At 58.9% G+C, this 15,172-nt stretch carries 13 protein-coding genes and 2 pseudogenes; 8 read left to right on the top strand and 7 right to left on the bottom strand.

Annotated features, from left to right (window positions below):
• Positions 1-78 precede the first annotated feature (78 nt).
• Positions 79-750: a ribose-5-phosphate isomerase RpiA gene (gene rpiA / locus AC07VR_RS26790; protein ID WP_494990765.1), complete on the bottom strand. Its 672-nt coding sequence runs from the start codon at positions 748-750 to the stop codon at positions 79-81.
• A gap of 145 nt (positions 751-895) precedes the next feature.
• Between rpiA and ilvA the strand changes: the two genes are divergently transcribed.
• Positions 896-2,410: a threonine ammonia-lyase, biosynthetic gene (gene ilvA / locus AC07VR_RS26795; protein WP_495013070.1), complete on the top strand. Its 1,515-nt coding sequence runs from the start codon at positions 896-898 to the stop codon at positions 2,408-2,410.
• Between the two features lie 39 nt (positions 2,411-2,449).
• Positions 2,450-2,878 carry a DUF2269 family protein gene (locus tag AC07VR_RS26800; RefSeq protein ID WP_495013071.1) on the top strand — a complete coding sequence of 143 codons (429 nt, stop codon included), beginning with the start codon at positions 2,450-2,452 and terminating at the stop codon, positions 2,876-2,878.
• Between the two features lie 71 nt (positions 2,879-2,949).
• Here AC07VR_RS26800 and AC07VR_RS26805 read toward each other — a convergent pair whose 3' ends face one another.
• Positions 2,950-3,606, bottom strand: coding sequence for a histidinol-phosphatase (locus tag AC07VR_RS26805; protein ID WP_495013072.1), 657 nt, complete (start codon positions 3,604-3,606; stop codon positions 2,950-2,952).
• Between the two features lie 143 nt (positions 3,607-3,749).
• Between AC07VR_RS26805 and AC07VR_RS26810 the strand changes: the two genes are divergently transcribed.
• Together AC07VR_RS26810 and ptsP are read left to right on the top strand one after the other, a co-directional pair.
• Positions 3,750-4,229, top strand: a complete 480-nt coding sequence (locus AC07VR_RS26810) for an RNA pyrophosphohydrolase (RefSeq protein ID WP_150806187.1) — start codon at positions 3,750-3,752, stop codon at positions 4,227-4,229.
• 22 nt (positions 4,230-4,251) lie between these two features.
• Positions 4,252-6,531, top strand: a complete 2,280-nt coding sequence (ptsP, locus tag AC07VR_RS26815; RefSeq protein ID WP_494990761.1) for a phosphoenolpyruvate--protein phosphotransferase — start codon at positions 4,252-4,254, stop codon at positions 6,529-6,531.
• 116 nt (positions 6,532-6,647) lie between these two features.
• Here ptsP and AC07VR_RS26820 read toward each other — a convergent pair whose 3' ends face one another.
• The gene (locus AC07VR_RS26820) at positions 6,648-7,394 is read right to left on the bottom strand and encodes an NRDE family protein (protein WP_495013073.1); all 747 of its coding nucleotides are present in this window, start codon (positions 7,392-7,394) and stop codon (positions 6,648-6,650) included.
• A gap of 122 nt (positions 7,395-7,516) precedes the next feature.
• Here AC07VR_RS26820 and AC07VR_RS26825 point away from each other — a divergent pair, with 122 nt between their 5' ends.
• The 3 genes from AC07VR_RS26825 to AC07VR_RS26835 all read left to right on the top strand — a co-directional run bounded on the left by AC07VR_RS26825 (position 7,517) and on the right by AC07VR_RS26835 (position 10,225).
• Positions 7,517-8,299, top strand: a complete 783-nt coding sequence (locus tag AC07VR_RS26825; RefSeq protein ID WP_494990759.1) for a sulfite exporter TauE/SafE family protein — start codon at positions 7,517-7,519, stop codon at positions 8,297-8,299.
• An 84-nt stretch (positions 8,300-8,383) separates the two neighbouring features.
• Positions 8,384-9,205 (top strand): prolipoprotein diacylglyceryl transferase, encoded by an 822-nt coding sequence (lgt, locus tag AC07VR_RS26830; RefSeq protein ID WP_495013074.1) that lies wholly within the window; start codon positions 8,384-8,386, stop codon positions 9,203-9,205.
• 48 nt (positions 9,206-9,253) lie between these two features.
• Positions 9,254-10,225 carry a thymidylate synthase gene (locus AC07VR_RS26835; protein WP_495013075.1) on the top strand — a complete coding sequence of 324 codons (972 nt, stop codon included), beginning with the start codon at positions 9,254-9,256 and terminating at the stop codon, positions 10,223-10,225.
• Between the two features lie 93 nt (positions 10,226-10,318).
• On the opposite strand, the pseudogene AC07VR_RS26840 reads toward AC07VR_RS26835, so the two are convergent.
• The 4 genes and pseudogenes from AC07VR_RS26840 to cadR all read right to left on the bottom strand — a co-directional run.
• Positions 10,319-10,447, bottom strand: a pseudogene (locus AC07VR_RS26840) (Cd(II)/Pb(II)-responsive transcriptional regulator); the annotation flags it as partial.
• 20 nt (positions 10,448-10,467) lie between these two features.
• Positions 10,468-10,893, bottom strand: a pseudogene (locus AC07VR_RS26845) (spermine/spermidine synthase domain-containing protein); the annotation flags it as partial.
• Positions 10,894-10,922: 29 nt separating this feature from the next.
• A complete protein-coding gene (locus AC07VR_RS26850) occupies positions 10,923-12,227 on the bottom strand; it encodes an MFS transporter (RefSeq protein ID WP_495013076.1) in 1,305 nt (434 codons plus the stop codon).
• A 129-nt stretch (positions 12,228-12,356) separates the two neighbouring features.
• Positions 12,357-12,806, bottom strand: a complete 450-nt coding sequence (gene cadR / locus AC07VR_RS26855; RefSeq protein ID WP_495013077.1) for a Cd(II)/Pb(II)-responsive transcriptional regulator — start codon at positions 12,804-12,806, stop codon at positions 12,357-12,359.
• Positions 12,807-12,890: 84 nt separating this feature from the next.
• Between cadR and AC07VR_RS26860 the strand changes: the two genes are divergently transcribed.
• Positions 12,891-15,170, top strand: coding sequence for a heavy metal translocating P-type ATPase (locus tag AC07VR_RS26860; protein ID WP_495013078.1), 2,280 nt, complete (start codon positions 12,891-12,893; stop codon positions 15,168-15,170).
• Positions 15,171-15,172: the final 2 nt, after the last annotated feature.

Consider the following 15,172-nt stretch of genomic DNA (forward strand, 5'->3'; position numbering starts at 1 on the left):
GTCTGTCAGTCGACATCTCTGTCGCCTGTGACGGCCTCATCGCGAGCAATCGAGCGTCGACCGGCTGCTCCTACAGGGTCATGCGCGAAGGGTTTTCACGCCTTCGCTAGTGCCCAGCAGCAGCAGGTCGGCCGGACGCGCTGCGAACAGGCCATTGGTGACCACACCGACGATAGCGTTGATCCGGGTTTCCAGCTCGACCGGATTGGTGATCTGCATGTTGAACACGTCGAGGATGATGTTGCCGTTGTCGGTCAACACGCCTTCGCGGTAAACCGGGTCGCCGCCGAGCTTCACCAGTTCGCGGGCCACATGGCTGCGGGCCATCGGGATCACTTCGACCGGCAGCGGGAAGGCGCCCAGTACTGGCACCAGTTTGCTGGCGTCGGCGATGCAGATGAAGGTCTTGGCCACCGCCGCGACGATCTTCTCGCGGGTCAGGGCTGCGCCGCCACCCTTGATCAGGTTCAGGTGTTCGTCGCTTTCATCGGCGCCATCGACGTAGAACTCCAGGTCGCTGACGGTATTGAGCTCATACACCGGAATGCCGTGGCCCTTGAGGCGTGCCGCGGTGGCTTCGGAGCTGGCGACCGCGCCGTCGAACGCGCCCTTGTGCAGGGCCAGGGCGTCGATGAAACAGTTGGCGGTGGAGCCTGTGCCGACCCCAACGATGCTCTTGTCGTCGAGTTTTGGAAGGATAAAGTCGACGGCGGCCTGAGCCACTGCCTGTTTGAGTTGATCCTGGGTCATGCGGGCTCCGAAGCGGGCAGAGGGGAACAGAAGGCCGCCATTATAGCTGTATGCCCGGTTAAAACCTCTTGATTCGTATGGTCGCACGGCCAAACGCTGAGTTAGACTCCTTGGCCCTGCCCAACCCGCTCAGTGATGCTTTCCGATGCTCGAACAGTACGTCAAGAAGATCCTCACCTCGCGCGTTTATGACGTTGCCGTAGAAACTCCATTGCAGACTGCCCGCCAGCTCTCCGAGCGGCTGTGCAATCAGATCTGGCTCAAGCGTGAAGACTTGCAGCCCGTGTTCTCGTTCAAGATTCGCGGTGCTTACAACAAGCTCACACAGCTGACTGATGAGGAGCGCGCCCGTGGTGTGGTCACCGCATCAGCCGGCAACCATGCACAGGGCCTGGCCCTGGCGGCCAAAGTGCTGGGGGTCAAGGCGATCATTGTGATGCCCAAGACCACCCCGGAGATCAAGGTCGAAGGCGTGCGCTCCCGTGGCGGCAAAGTGGTGCTGCACGGTGATACCTTCCCGGAAGCATTGGCTTACTCGCTGAAACTGGTCGACGAAAAAGGCTACGTCTACATCCATCCGTACGATGATCCGCACACCATTGCCGGGCAGGGCACCGTGGCGATGGAGATTCTGCGCCAGCACCCGGGGCGTCTGGATGCCATTTTTGTTCCGGTAGGCGGCGGCGGCCTGATCGCCGGGATCGCCGCTTATGTGAAATACCTGCGGCCGGAAATCAAAATCATCGGCGTCGAACCGGACGATTCCAATTGCTTGCAAGCGGCCATGGCGGCGGGCGAGCGCGTGGTATTGCCGACTGTCGGCATCTTCGCCGACGGCGTGGCAGTGGCGCAGATCGGTCAGCACACCTTTGACATCTGCAAAGACTATGTTGATGAAGTGATCACTGTCAGCACCGACGAGATCTGTGCGGCGATCAAGGATATCTACGACGATACCCGCTCGATCACTGAGCCTGCCGGTGCTTTGGGCGTAGCCGGGATCAAGAAATATGTCGAGATGCGCGGCGTCACCGGCCAGACTCTGGTGGCCATCGACTCCGGCGCCAACGTCAATTTTGACCGACTGCGTCACGTCGCCGAACGCGCCGAATTGGGCGAGGGGCGCGAAGCAATCATCGCCGTGACCATTCCGGAAAAGCCCGGCAGCTTCAAGGCATTCTGCGAAGCCATCGGCAAACGTCAGATCACTGAATTCAACTATCGCTACAACACCGGCAGCGAAGCGCACATTTTCGTCGGCGTGCAGACGCACCCGGAAAACGATCCGCGCAGTGCGTTGATCAGTAGCCTTATGATCCAGGGTTTCCCGGTACTCGACTTGACCGACAACGAACTGGCCAAGTTGCACATTCGTCATATGGTGGGTGGTCATGCGGCGCGGGTCAGCGATGAGATAGTGCTGCGCTTCGAGTTCCCGGAGCGACCGGGCGCGTTGTTCAACTTCCTCAACAAACTCGGCGGTCGCTGGAATATCTCGATGTTCCACTACCGCAACCACGGTGCTGCCGATGGGCGAGTGGTCGCAGGCCTGCAAGTGCCTGCCGATGAACGCCATCTGGTGCCGGCAGCGTTGGCAGAGATCGGTTACCCGTACTGGGATGAAAGCAATAATCCGGCGTATCAACTGTTCCTCGGTTGAGCGACTACGCTGATGGTCACGGCCTAAGGAGTCGCATACATGGAAACGCTTACCGCCCTGAAAATAGCCCACGTCCTGGCGACGGTGCTGCTCTTGGGCAGCGCGTTGGGGTTGGCAATCCGGGTATGGCGTGGTTACAGCAAGGGTGATGCGACGATCTACACCCGCACCTTGCATCGGCCGTGGCTGTTCGTCTGGTTGGTGATGGGGATTGCGCTGCTGAGCTTGCCGTTCAGCGGCTGGTGGATGGCGCATCTGGTGGGCTGGCCACTGGGGCAGACCTGGGTTCTGGCCTCCAGCGTGATCTATATGTTCGGCGCGCTGAGCTGGTTATGGCTGCTGATACGGCTCAATCGCCTGCGGGTGGCGCAGGCGGCGAGCAATTTGAAATTCACCTTGGCGTTGGCGGTGTTCAGCTTTGTTTGCTTCATTGCCATTTCAGGATTGATGGGCGCCAAGCCGGTTTAAATCCAGAAATAGTGCCGGTCCTATCGCGAGCAAGCTCGCTCCTACAGGAACCCTTGCTCGCGATGGTGTCATCAGTCGCGCAGCGAAATCACCGGCCAACCCCGTTTCTTGGCCTCAGCCCGCAAATTTGGATCAGGATCTACCGCCACCGGATTCGTCACCCGTTCCAGTAGCGAAAAATCATTCATCGAATCGCTGTAGAAGTAGCTGTCTTGCAGGCTAAATCCGGTTTCTTCCAGCCAACGATTCAAGCGCGTCACCTTGCCTTCACGGAAGCACGGTACGTCAGTGCTGCGCCCGGTGTAGCGGCCGTCGATCATTTCGCACTCGGTGGCGATCAGGGTTTCGACGCCCAGGCGTGCGGCAATCGGCCCGGTAACGAAGCGGTTGGTGGCGGTGATGATCACCAGCTTGTCGCCGGCGGCCCGGTGTTTGGCCAGTAGCTCGATGCCCTTGGGCAGCATGATCGGTTCGATGCAATCGCGCATGTAGTCGCGATGCCATTCGTCCAGCTTGGCCATCTCGGTGCGGCCGAGGATTTCCAGGCAGAAGTTCAGGTACTCGGCGTTGTCCAGTTTGCCGGCCAGGTAATCCTGGTAGAACTCATCGTTACGCGCCTTGTAGGCGACAGCGTCGAGGATGCCCCGTTCGCACAGGTAATCGCCCCAGGCGTGGTCACTGTCACCGCCCAAAAGCGTGTTGTCCAAGTCGAATAAAGCCAGGCGCATTGCAGTTACTCGCTGAAAAGTCTGTAAAAAGGCGTCCAGAATACGGTCTTTTCACAAGAGTGCACATAAGGTAGGCCGGCTCGTTGCTGCTTTCACAGCCTTTGTGGAACAATGCGGCGACATGCGTTTGCGAGGTTGTTGCCGTGATCGACCCAGATGGTTTCCGCCCCAATGTTGGGATCATTCTGACGAATGATGCCGGCCAGGTGCTATGGGCTCGCCGTATCAATCAAGATGCCTGGCAGTTTCCGCAGGGTGGTATCAACCCTCAGGAGACACCGGAAGACGCCTTGTACCGTGAGTTGAACGAAGAAGTGGGTCTGGAACGCGAAGATGTGCAAATTCTCGCCTGCACTCGGGGCTGGTTGCGCTATCGTTTGCCGCAACGTCTGGTAAGGACGCATAGCCAACCGCTGTGCATCGGCCAGAAACAGAAATGGTTTCTCCTGCGCCTGGTCTCTAACGAGCAGCGGGTGCGGATGGATTTGACCGGCAAACCGGAATTCGATGGCTGGCGCTGGGTCAGCTATTGGTATCCGTTGGGCCAGGTAGTGACATTCAAGCGCGAGGTGTATCGACGCGCCCTCAAAGAGCTTGCCCCGCGCCTTTTAGCGCGCGACTGACGACGGAGTTCGACCCCGAGCCATGCTCAATACGCTGCGCAAGATCGTCCAGGAAGTTAACTCCGCCAAGGATCTCAAGGCGGCGTTGGGGATTATTGTGTTGCGCGTCAAAGAAGCCATGAGCAGCCAGGTCTGCTCAGTCTATCTGCTGGACCCAGAGACCAATCGCTTCGTGCTGATGGCCACCGAGGGCTTGAACAAGCGCTCGATCGGCAGGGTCAGCATGGCGCCCAACGAAGGTCTGGTCGGCCTGGTCGGCACGCGTGAAGAACCCCTGAATCTCGAAAACGCCGCTGATCACCCGCGTTATCGCTACTTCGCCGAAACTGGCGAGGAGCGCTTCGCCTCTTTCCTTGGCGCACCGATCATTCACCACCGCCGCGTCGTCGGCGTTCTGGTCATTCAGCAAAAAGAACGTCGCCAGTTCGATGAAGGTGAAGAAGCCTTCCTGGTGACCATGAGCGCCCAGCTTGCCGGGGTTATCGCTCACGCCGAAGCCACTGGCTCGATCCGCGGTCTGGGGCGTCAGGGCAAAGGCATTCAGGAAGCCAAGTTCGTCGGCGTACCCGGTTCGCCCGGTGCCGCGGTCGGTACGGCGGTGGTCATGCTGCCACCGGCGGATCTGGACGTGGTGCCGGACAAGACCATCACCGACATCGACGCCGAGCTGGGGCTGTTCAAGACCGCCATCGAAGGTGTGCGCGCCGATATGCGCACGCTGTCGGAAAAGCTCGCGACCCAGTTGCGCCCTGAAGAACGGGCGCTGTTCGACGTCTACCTGATGATGCTCGACGATGCTTCGCTGGGTAGCGAAGTGACTACCGTGATCAAGACCGGCCAGTGGGCTCAAGGCGCCTTGCGCCAGGTGGTCACCGATCACGTCAACCGTTTCGAATTGATGGACGACGCCTACCTGCGCGAGCGGGCATCGGACGTCAAGGACCTGGGCCGCCGTCTCCTGGCCTATTTGCAAGAGGAGCGTCAGCAGACGCTGGTCTATCCTGACAACACCATTCTGATCAGCGAAGAACTGACGCCGGCGATGCTCGGCGAGGTGCCGGAAGGCAAGCTGGTGGGCCTGGTCTCGGTGTTGGGTTCGGGCAACTCCCACGTGGCGATCCTGGCCCGCGCCATGGGTATCCCGACGGTGATGGGTCTGGTTGACCTGCCGTACTCCAAGGTCGACGGCATCCAGATGATTGTCGACGGCTACCACGGCGAGGTCTACACCAACCCGAGTGACGTGTTGCGCAAGCAATTCGCCGAAGTGGTCGAAGAAGAGCGGCAACTGGCCCTGGGGCTGGATGCACTGCGCGACTTGCCGTGCGTGACCCTCGATGGTCACCGCATGCCACTGTGGGTGAACACCGGCCTGCTGGCGGACGTGGCGCGAGCGCAGAAGCGTGGCGCAGAAGGCGTGGGTCTGTACCGCACCGAAGTGCCGTTCATGATCAATCAGCGCTTCCCGAGCGAAAAGGAGCAGCTGGCGATTTATCGCGAGCAACTCGCTGCCTTCCATCCGCAACCGGTGACCATGCGCAGCCTGGACATTGGTGGCGATAAGTCGCTGTCGTATTTCCCGATCAAAGAAGACAACCCGTTCCTCGGCTGGCGCGGGATCCGCGTCACCCTCGACCACCCGGAAATTTTCCTGGTCCAGACCCGCGCCATGCTCAAGGCCAGCGAAGGCCTGAACAACCTGCGAATCCTGCTGCCGATGATCTCCGGCACCCATGAGCTGGAAGAGGCGCTGCACCTGATTCACCGCGCCTGGGGCGAAGTGCGCGACGAAGGCACCGACGTACCGATGCCGCCGATTGGCGTGATGATCGAAATCCCCGCAGCGGTGTATCAGACCAAGGAACTGGCGCGGCAGGTGGACTTCCTTTCGGTCGGCTCCAACGACCTGACCCAATATCTGTTGGCCGTGGATCGCAACAACCCCCGGGTTGCCGACCTCTACGACTACCTGCACCCAGCCGTGCTGCAAGCCTTGCAGAGTGTCGTGCGCGACGCCCATGCCGAAGGCAAACCGGTGAGTATCTGCGGAGAGATGGCCGGTGATCCTGCGGCGGCGGTGTTGTTGATGGCGATGGGCTTTGACAGCCTGTCGATGAACGCCACCAACTTGCCGAAAGTGAAGTGGATGCTGCGCCAGATCAACCTGAGCAAGGCCAGGGAACTGCTGGCCGAGCTGATGACCATCGACAACCCGCAAGTTATCCACAGCTCGCTGCAACTGGCGCTGAAGAATCTCGGGCTGGCGCGGATGATCAATCCGGCGGCGATGAAGGCGCTTTAAGTCCTTATTGAGCATGCCCACGCTCTGCGTGGGCATGCAGCCTTCGACGCTCTGCGCCGGTGACGCGGAGCGTCACGGGATGCGTTACCACGCAGAGCGTGGGAACGATCCTTGGATTAAACCCTCAGCTCAACCTCCCCCAAATGCCCGCCATAGGGCCCGAAGCTGCACTCGACGATGTGCCGCGAGCCGTCGGCCCGAACGATCAGCGCCGTGCTGGCTCGGGTGCCATAGCTGGGGCTGGCGATAAACACGCTCGACAGTAGACTCTCGGTAGCGAGGCCAACCCCGGTGTCGGGTAATTCGGCGATCGGAGCGGTTTGTGCGTCGTTCAACAAGGCGAGTAGCGCCTGTGGTTGCGGATCGTCCAGGACCTCGCTCAATGCCGCCTTGGCCTTGAGCACTTTCGGCCATGGAGTATCGAGTCCCGCATTGGACAGTCCGTAGACACCGGCCGCCAAAAGCACCGGCCCAGGCTCCAGCGCGTTGTAGTGCCATAATTGATCAGTCGTACCAACCAGCAGGTTAAACCCCGCATAATCAACCGATCTGTCGACAACGTCGGCTAAATAGTCTTCAATCGGCGTGTTCTCGTTCAGAAAACGCGCCACCAACTCACCGCGCGATCGACGGGCCGGTGGCTGATGCGGGTTGCGTATATTGGTCAGCGCAGCAAAGCGTCCAGCGGGCCCGACTCCGAGCCAGGTGCCTCCTGCCTCCAGATCCCGACCGGCATAGATCTGCGGCGCCTCAGGCCATTGCGCCAACGGCAGGCTGGGGCGCGCGTAGAACTCATCGCGGTTGGCGGCTACAACCAAAGGCTGGGCATGGCCGGGTCGCCAGGCGAACACGATCAAGCACATGGGGTTATCCCTCTGTGTTTTTTGCTCACTCTACGCACAGATCGGGCGGGTATCCATCGCCATCCAGTGGAGCCCAAGGCCATGCATCCGTTACCATGCCGGTCTTATTTCGGGATGCACCCATGGAATTTCTGCTCTACCTGCTGCTGGGCGCCTGTGCAGGCGTGCTGGCGGGGCTGTTTGGCGTTGGCGGCGGAATCATTATTGTCCCGGTGCTGGTGTTCAGTTTCACTTTGCAAGGTTTCGATGCGTCGGTGCTGACTCACCTCGCGGTGGGTACATCCTTGGCGACGATCATCTTTACCTCGGTCAACGCGGTCCGCGAGCATCAGCGCAGAGGCGCGGTGCGCTGGCCGATTTTTCTCTGGATGACGGTCGGGATCCTGATCGGCTCGGGTGTTGGCGCACTGACGGCAGAGGCTATCTCCGGACCGAACTTGCAGAAAATCATCGGTGTCTTTGCCTTGGTCATCGCCCTGCAGATGACCCTGGATCTCAAACCCAAGGCCAGCCAAACCGTTCCCGGAAAGCTCGTGTTGACCCTGGCCGGCAGCGTGATCGGCTGGGCGTCGGCGATCTTCGGGGTCGGTGGTGGCTCGTTGACCGTACCGTTCCTGACCTGGCGCAGCGTGCCGATGCAGCAGGCGGTGGCCACCTCATCGGCCTGCGGCTTGCCGATTGCCGTGGTGAGTGCGTTAAGTTTTATGATTCTGGGCTGGCATGATTCACGTTTGCCGGCTCATAGTCTGGGTTTCATTTATTTGCCAGCGCTGCTCGGGATAGCCCTGACCAGTATGGTTTTCGCACGTTTCGGCGCACGGATGGCGCACAGGCTGTCGCCGCGTTTGCTGAAACGAATGTTCGCCGCATTGCTGTTTTGTGTGGGCTTGAGTTTTCTGTTCTGACAGCGTGTCGCAATATTGGCTTAATCCTGGATTGGCATGGTCCAGCCCCGAATTTTTAGGTTTCAACTCTAACGAGGAGTCGCAATGCTGCCTTACCCGCAGATTGACCCGGTGGCCCTGGCCATCGGCCCGCTGAAAATCCACTGGTACGGCCTGATGTACCTGGTCGGCATCGGCGGCGCCTGGCTGCTGGCGTCGAGCCGGATGAACCGTTTCGACCCGGCCTGGACCAAGGAGAAACTCTCCGACATGGTGTTCTGGATGTCGATGGGGGTGATTGTCGGTGGCCGACTGGGCTATGTGCTGTTTTACGACCTGAGTGCTTATCTGGCCAACCCGACCCTGATCTTCGAAGTTTGGAAAGGCGGGATGTCGTTCCACGGTGGCTTCATCGGGGTCATGCTGGCGGCCTGGTGGTTCGGCAAGCGCAACGGCAAGTCGTTCTTCGAGCTTATGGATTTTGTCGCGCCGATGGTGCCGATTGGCCTGGGAGCCGGGCGTATTGGCAACTTCATCAACGCCGAGTTGTGGGGCAAGCCGACCGACGTGCCGTGGGCGATGATCTTCCCGCCTTTCAGCGATCCTGATCAGTTGGCGCGTCACCCGTCACAGCTGTACCAGTTCGCCCTGGAAGGTGTCGCACTGTTTGCCATCCTCTGGCTGTACTCACGTAAGCCTCGACCAACGATGGCCGTATCCGGGATGTTTGCCCTGTTTTACGGGATTTTCCGTTTCATTGTCGAATTCGTTCGTGTTCCAGACAAACAACTCGGTTATCTGGCATGGGACTGGCTGACCATGGGGCAGGTACTCTGCGTGCCGATGATTGTCGGCGGTCTGTTCCTGATCTGGCTGGCCTATCACCGTGCCCCGGCAGCCCCTGCTGCCAAAGACGCGGCGCTTTAAATTCGAATCCCGGGGCGCAGGCCCCGGGTTCAAGGACACAGGTAATTCATGAAGCAATATCTCGATCTGGTCGCCCACGTCATCAAGCACGGCACCAAGCAGGCCAACCGCACTGGTGTGAACACCATCAGTTTTCCCGGCGCGATGCTGCGCTATGACTTGAAGGAAGGTTTCCCGGCAATCACCACTCGCAAGATGGCCTTCAAGTCGGCCATCGGCGAGATGGTCGGTTTCCTGCGCGGCGTGAACAACGCCGCTGAGTTTCGTGCTCTGGGCTGCAAGGTCTGGGACCAGAACGCCAACGAAAACGCTCAGTGGCTGGCCAACCCGTTCCGTCAGGGCGACGACGATCTGGGCGAGATCTATGGCGTGCAATGGCGCAAATGGCCGGCGTACAAACAGATCAACACCAGCAACCAGGCCGCTATCGAACTGGCGCTGAGCCAGGGCTATCGGCAGATCGCCGAAGGTGAAGAAAACGGCCAGGCCTACGTGGTGCTGTACAAGGCCATCGACCAGATTCGTCAGTGTGTCGACACCATCATCAAGGACCCGGGCAGTCGCCGTATTCTGTTCCACGGCTGGAACTGCGCCCAGCTCGATGAAATGGCCTTGCCGCCGTGCCATCTGCTGTACCAATTTCACCCGAATGTCGAGACCCGGGAAATCTCCCTGACCCTCTACATCCGCTCCAACGACCTGGGGCTGGGGACGCCGTTCAACCTGACCGAAGGCGCGGCGCTGCTGAGCCTGATCGGCCGCCTGACCGGTTACACGCCACGCTGGTTCACCTATTTCATCGGTGACGCCCACGTCTACGAAAACCACCTGGACATGCTCAACGAACAACTCACCCGTGAGCCGTTCCCGATGCCGAAACTGGTGATTTCCGAGCGTGTCCCGGAGTTCTCCAAGACCGGTGTGTACCAGCCCGAGTGGCTGGAACAGATCGAACCGAGTGACTTCTCACTCGAGGGCTACGAACACCACGCGCCAATGACTGCGCCGATGGCGGTCTGATTTAGGCACCGCTTTGCGGTGATCGCGGGCAAGCCTCGCTCCTACGGAATCACATCGAACCTGTAGGAGCGAGGCTTGCCCGCGATGGCGTCCTCAATGCCCGTGGCTTCTGCCGACATGTGAATGCTCGGCTTCACTGGCCACCACTGAGCCACTCACTTCCAGACGCTGCAAAATCCCGCACTGATCGATACCCGGCCCTTCGCTGCAGCGTTGGCGCAGTGACGCAGGGGATTGAGGCGGTCTTTCAAGAGATGGTGGAAAGCGTGGTCGAACACGATTGAGGCATACGAGCTCTGGGTGTAGAGATCGACAATAATGACGTCGTACCGGTTAGTGGTGACGGCCAGAAAGTGCGCGGCATCCGCTATGGCGGTTTCAAACTTGAAATGCGCCGGAAGGTTTTTCTGGTTGTCGAGGCAGCGAACGATCGCCATTTCGTCGATATCAACGGCTAACAGACTCGCCACCCTGGAGCTGGCAAATATCGGCGCCACAGCCACGCCGTCCGCAAGCCCCAGCATCAGTACCGAAATACGCTCTTTAGACGGATCCCCCAAGAAACCTGTACAGCTCAGGTCGTCATAGTATTGGCCACAGAAGATCTGTTCGCGTTGAGCAGGTTCAGGCCGATCTTGGAAGTCAGGCATATCGAAATACAACTCCATTTGTAATGTCCGGGCAACGGTGACGCAGGTCAGTGCGTAAACGCGTCAGGGTATTTTTCCAGATAAGCGTCGTTGAGCTGCGTGTCCTGCGTGCACATGAATGATTTGAAATCGGGCACCAGAAAGACCAACAGGGACAGCAGAACCACCATGCTCCCAAGGAGCGTTATCGTCAGCGCGACACCCTGGGAGGCGATAAAGTAGTTCATCGCAAAACTGCCAAGAGGACTGGCAGCTGCCGAAAGAAATGAAACCGTGGCAAAAATCCTGTTTCGATGAACTTTTGGCGTGGCCAGCAACCTCACGGCGGAGGTCGGAATGTTGATCAACATTAGACCGACTCCGCCGCAGAAAAAGGCGATGGGTACAATGAAAGACGATGAGCACGTACCGACGACCAGCAGGTTGCACCCCAGTAGCGCGAAGCCTGCGGACACGCACACGTCACGCCGCACGCGTTTGGACAACCAGCCGATTATCTTGTAGCTGCCCACCAGAATCCCCAGCCCAAAGCAGGAATCCAGAATGCCGATGTAAGTGACCGGATACTGTATGACGTCTTTTACATATAGCGGGATCAGGATGGTGAAGAACGGAAAAAGTGCAAAATTGATGAGCATTGCAATGACCGCCAGATAAAACTCGACCTTCACTCCGTAAACTACTTTGAAGCCGGAATAGATCATGCTGAATCCGCTGACATCGGGCGCTTTCTCGCCTTGTCGGGTTGCACCGGTTTGCGTCGGGATGGTCGCAATCAACGCTCCTGCCGCAAGGATCGCAAAAAAATCAGCGGCAAGAGCAAAGGTGATACCGAACCAGTAAATCAGTCCGCTGGCCATTACCGGCCCCAAAAGAATGGAAAAGGATGACATGACGCTTTTGGTTCGAAAGGCGAGAGATACTTTATCGTCTTCTGCGAACAACGGGATGATCGACGCCTGAAGGGGATCCCGCACACCCACGATCGCACTGCTGACGATCATCAGCGCACCAACTACCCATGGGTTGAACGACCCCGTGACGGAGAGTGCAGCCATCAACAGCGCCGTTATCAGACTGATCGAAGAGGCCAGCTTGATGATCGTGATTTTGTTGTATTTGTCCCCTAGCCATCCGAGCAGGGGTTTGGCCAGCACTTCAGCCGCGATGGAGCAGGCAATCATATTAGCGAAATAGACCGCCGACCCTGTTTCCTGTAAGGCCCACCAGGCCACCGCCAGCTGGTTACATCGTCCGCCCAGTACCATCAGTAAGAAGCTGAACTGTACTTTCAGCAAATGCCTATCGATGCCGGGAAACCCGAGCGTAATACCTAAAGGATTTGAACTCATTGAAATACCTTCGATCCGGACGAAGCATAGAAAACGGTTGGACGGGTGGTATCGAGTTCTTCAAGTCGCTTGATAATGTCTTTGAGTTGAATCAGAGACCAGATCGCGAGGGGGAGCGCCACTCTTCTTCTAGTGTCCGTGGCTTCTGCCGACATGTGAATGCTCGGCTTCACTGGCCACCACTGAGCCACTCACTTCCAGACGCTGCAAAATCCCGCACTGATCGATACCCGGCCCTTCGCTGCAGCGTTGGCGCAGGTCGAGCAGTTGTTCCTGCAAGGCCAGCAAGCCGTCGATTCGCGCCTTGACGTGGAGGATGTGCTCGTCGATCAAGGCATTCACGCTTTCGCACTGGCCTTGCGGGCTGTCGCGCAAACCCAGCAGGCTGCGGATTTCCTCGAGGGTCATATCCAGGGTTCGGCAGTTGCGGATAAAGGTCAGCCGTTCGGTGTGGGCCTGGGTGTACAACCGATAATTGCCTTCACTGCGCGCAGGTGGCGGCAGCAAGCCTTCGCGTTCGTAATAACGGATGGTTTCGACCTGACAGTCAGTCAGTTTCGCCAGCTCACCTATTTTCATTTCAGATCATCTCCGTTGGCTGCTTGACCCTATAGTGGCTACAGGGTGTTCACTTGGCAACAGGCACCTTTCGGACGCGACCCAATGAGCGATTCCATCCACACCCACAAACCCGATGCTGACCATCAGCATGCTGATCACGATCACGGGCAAAAGCTCCGGCCAGTCGATAAGCACCATCACGCCAGCCATCAGCATTCCTGCTGTTCGACGGCTCAAGCGCCGTCGCTGATCAAGCTCAGCGAAGCGCCCACTGCCGGGGCACGCCTGAGCAGTTTCCGCATCGAAGCCATGGACTGTCCGACCGAGCAGACACTGATCCAGAACAAACTCGGCAAGCTTTCGGGTGTGCAGCAACTGGAGTTCAACCTGATCAACCGGGTGCTGGGCGTCACTCATGACCTAGCGTCCACTGCACCTATCGTTGAGGCGATCAAGTCCCTGGGCATGCAAGCCGAGCCCATCGAGCCGGGATCCGATGCTGAGGTAGCAATCCCGATACCGGCAAAAAAGCCCTGGTGCCCGCTGGCGTTGTCCGGTATCGGCGCTTTGGTAGCCGAAGTGATCCACTTCACCAGTGCAGCACCGAGCTGGATCGTGGCGTTGGTCGCACTGGTGTCGATCCTCAGTGGTGGTTTCGCTACTTATAAAAAGGGCTGGATTGCCCTGAAAAATTTCAACCTGAACATCAATGCGTTGATGAGCATCGCCGTGACCGGTGCGGTGTTGATCGGCCAATGGCCGGAAGCGGCGATGGTGATGTTCCTGTTCACCGTGGCCGAGCTGATCGAAGCCAAATCCCTCGACCGCGCGCGCAATGCCATCAGCGGCCTGATGCAGATGACCCCGGAGCAGGCTACCGTGCAGCAAGCTGACGGCAGTTGGCTTGAACGCGAGGTGAAAAACATCGAATTGGGCGCGTTGGTGCGGGTTCGTCCTGGCGAACGCATCGGCCTGGATGGTGAAGTGGTGTCCGGTAGTTCGACCATTGATCAGGCACCGATCACCGGTGAAAGCCTGCCGATCGAGAAAAGCGTCGGCGATAAAGTCTTCGCCGGCACCATCAACCAGTCCGGCTCTCTGGAATACAAAGTGACGGCTGCGGCCAATCACTCGACCCTGGCGCGGATCATTCACGCCGTCGAGCAGGCTCAGGGCGCACGCGCGCCGACTCAACGTTTTGTCGACACATTCGCCAGGGTCTACACGCCTGTGGTGTTCATCTTCGCCTTGGCTGTGGCGGTGATTGCGCCGTTGTTCATGGGCGGAGTCTGGTTCGAGTGGATCTATCGGGCACTGGTGCTGCTGGTTGTCGCTTGCCCCTGCGCCTTGGTGATTTCCACCCCGGTGACTATCGTCAGCGGCCTCGCGGCAGCGGCGCGCAAAGGTATTTTGATCAAGGGCGGTGTCTATCTGGAGGGTGGTTACAAACTCGATTACCTGGCCCTGGACAAGACCGGGACCATCACCCACGGCAAACCGGTGCAGACCGACTATCTGTCCCTTGATCCGATAGCCAATGAGATCGCGCCGGCCATTGCCGCCAGCCTGGCCAGCCGCTCGGATCACCCGGTGTCTTTGGCCATCGCCAATGCGGCTGTGGATAAACAGCCGACGCTGCACGCTGTGGATAACTTCGAAGCCCTGAGCGGTCGCGGTGTGCGCGGTGAAATCGGTGGTCAGCTCTACCACCTGGGCAACCATCGCCTGGTGGAAGAACTGGGTCTGTGCTCGCCAGCGCTGGAAGAGAAGCTTTTCGCACTGGAGGAGCAGGGCAAGTCGGTGGTGCTGCTGCTCGATGCCTCTGGCCCACTGGCGCTGTTCGCCGTGGCGGATACGGTCAAGGAATCCAGCCGCGAAGCGATCCGGCAGTTGCATGAGCTGGGCATCAAGACGCTGATGCTCACCGGCGACAACCCACACACTGCCCAGGCGATTGCGGCCCAGGTTGGTATCGATCAGGCTCAGGGTAATCTGCTGCCGAGCGACAAGCTTCAAGCCGTTCAAGCCTTGTACACTCAAGGATATCGGGTTGGCATGGTCGGCGACGGCATCAATGATGCGCCGGCGCTGGCTCGAGCCGAGATTGGTTTCGCCATGGCCGCGGCTGGCACCGACACCGCCATCGAAACTGCCGATGTCGCCCTGATGGACGACGATTTACGCAAGATTCCGGCATTTGTCCGTCTCTCTCGGCAGACCTCGAGCATCCTCAAACAAAATATCGCGTTGGCGTTGGTCATCAAGGCGATCTTTCTTGGGGTAACCTTCGCAGGCCTCGCCACGATGTGGATGGCGGTTTTTGCCGATATGGGCGTCAGCCTGTTGGTGGTGTTCAATGGTTTGCGCCTGTTGCGCAAATAGAC

It is taken from the genome of Pseudomonas sp. GW821-FHT02H09 (assembly GCF_059421425.1).

Coding starts and splice junctions, on each gene's coding strand:
- rpiA (WP_494990765.1), bottom strand. CDS start 750: ATGACCCAGGATCAACTCAAACAGGCAGTGGCTCAGGCCGCCGTCGAC.
- ilvA (WP_495013070.1), top strand. CDS start 896: ATGCTCGAACAGTACGTCAAGAAGATCCTCACCTCGCGCGTTTATGAC.
- AC07VR_RS26800 (WP_495013071.1), top strand. CDS start 2,450: ATGGAAACGCTTACCGCCCTGAAAATAGCCCACGTCCTGGCGACGGTG.
- AC07VR_RS26805 (WP_495013072.1), bottom strand. CDS start 3,606: ATGCGCCTGGCTTTATTCGACTTGGACAACACGCTTTTGGGCGGTGAC.
- ptsP (WP_494990761.1), top strand. CDS start 4,252: ATGCTCAATACGCTGCGCAAGATCGTCCAGGAAGTTAACTCCGCCAAG.
- AC07VR_RS26820 (WP_495013073.1), bottom strand. CDS start 7,394: ATGTGCTTGATCGTGTTCGCCTGGCGACCCGGCCATGCCCAGCCTTTG.
- AC07VR_RS26825 (WP_494990759.1), top strand. CDS start 7,517: ATGGAATTTCTGCTCTACCTGCTGCTGGGCGCCTGTGCAGGCGTGCTG.
- lgt (WP_495013074.1), top strand. CDS start 8,384: ATGCTGCCTTACCCGCAGATTGACCCGGTGGCCCTGGCCATCGGCCCG.
- AC07VR_RS26835 (WP_495013075.1), top strand. CDS start 9,254: ATGAAGCAATATCTCGATCTGGTCGCCCACGTCATCAAGCACGGCACC.
- AC07VR_RS26850 (WP_495013076.1), bottom strand. CDS start 12,227: ATGAGTTCAAATCCTTTAGGTATTACGCTCGGGTTTCCCGGCATCGAT.
- cadR (WP_495013077.1), bottom strand. CDS start 12,806: ATGAAAATAGGTGAGCTGGCGAAACTGACTGACTGTCAGGTCGAAACC.
- AC07VR_RS26860 (WP_495013078.1), top strand. CDS start 12,891: ATGAGCGATTCCATCCACACCCACAAACCCGATGCTGACCATCAGCAT.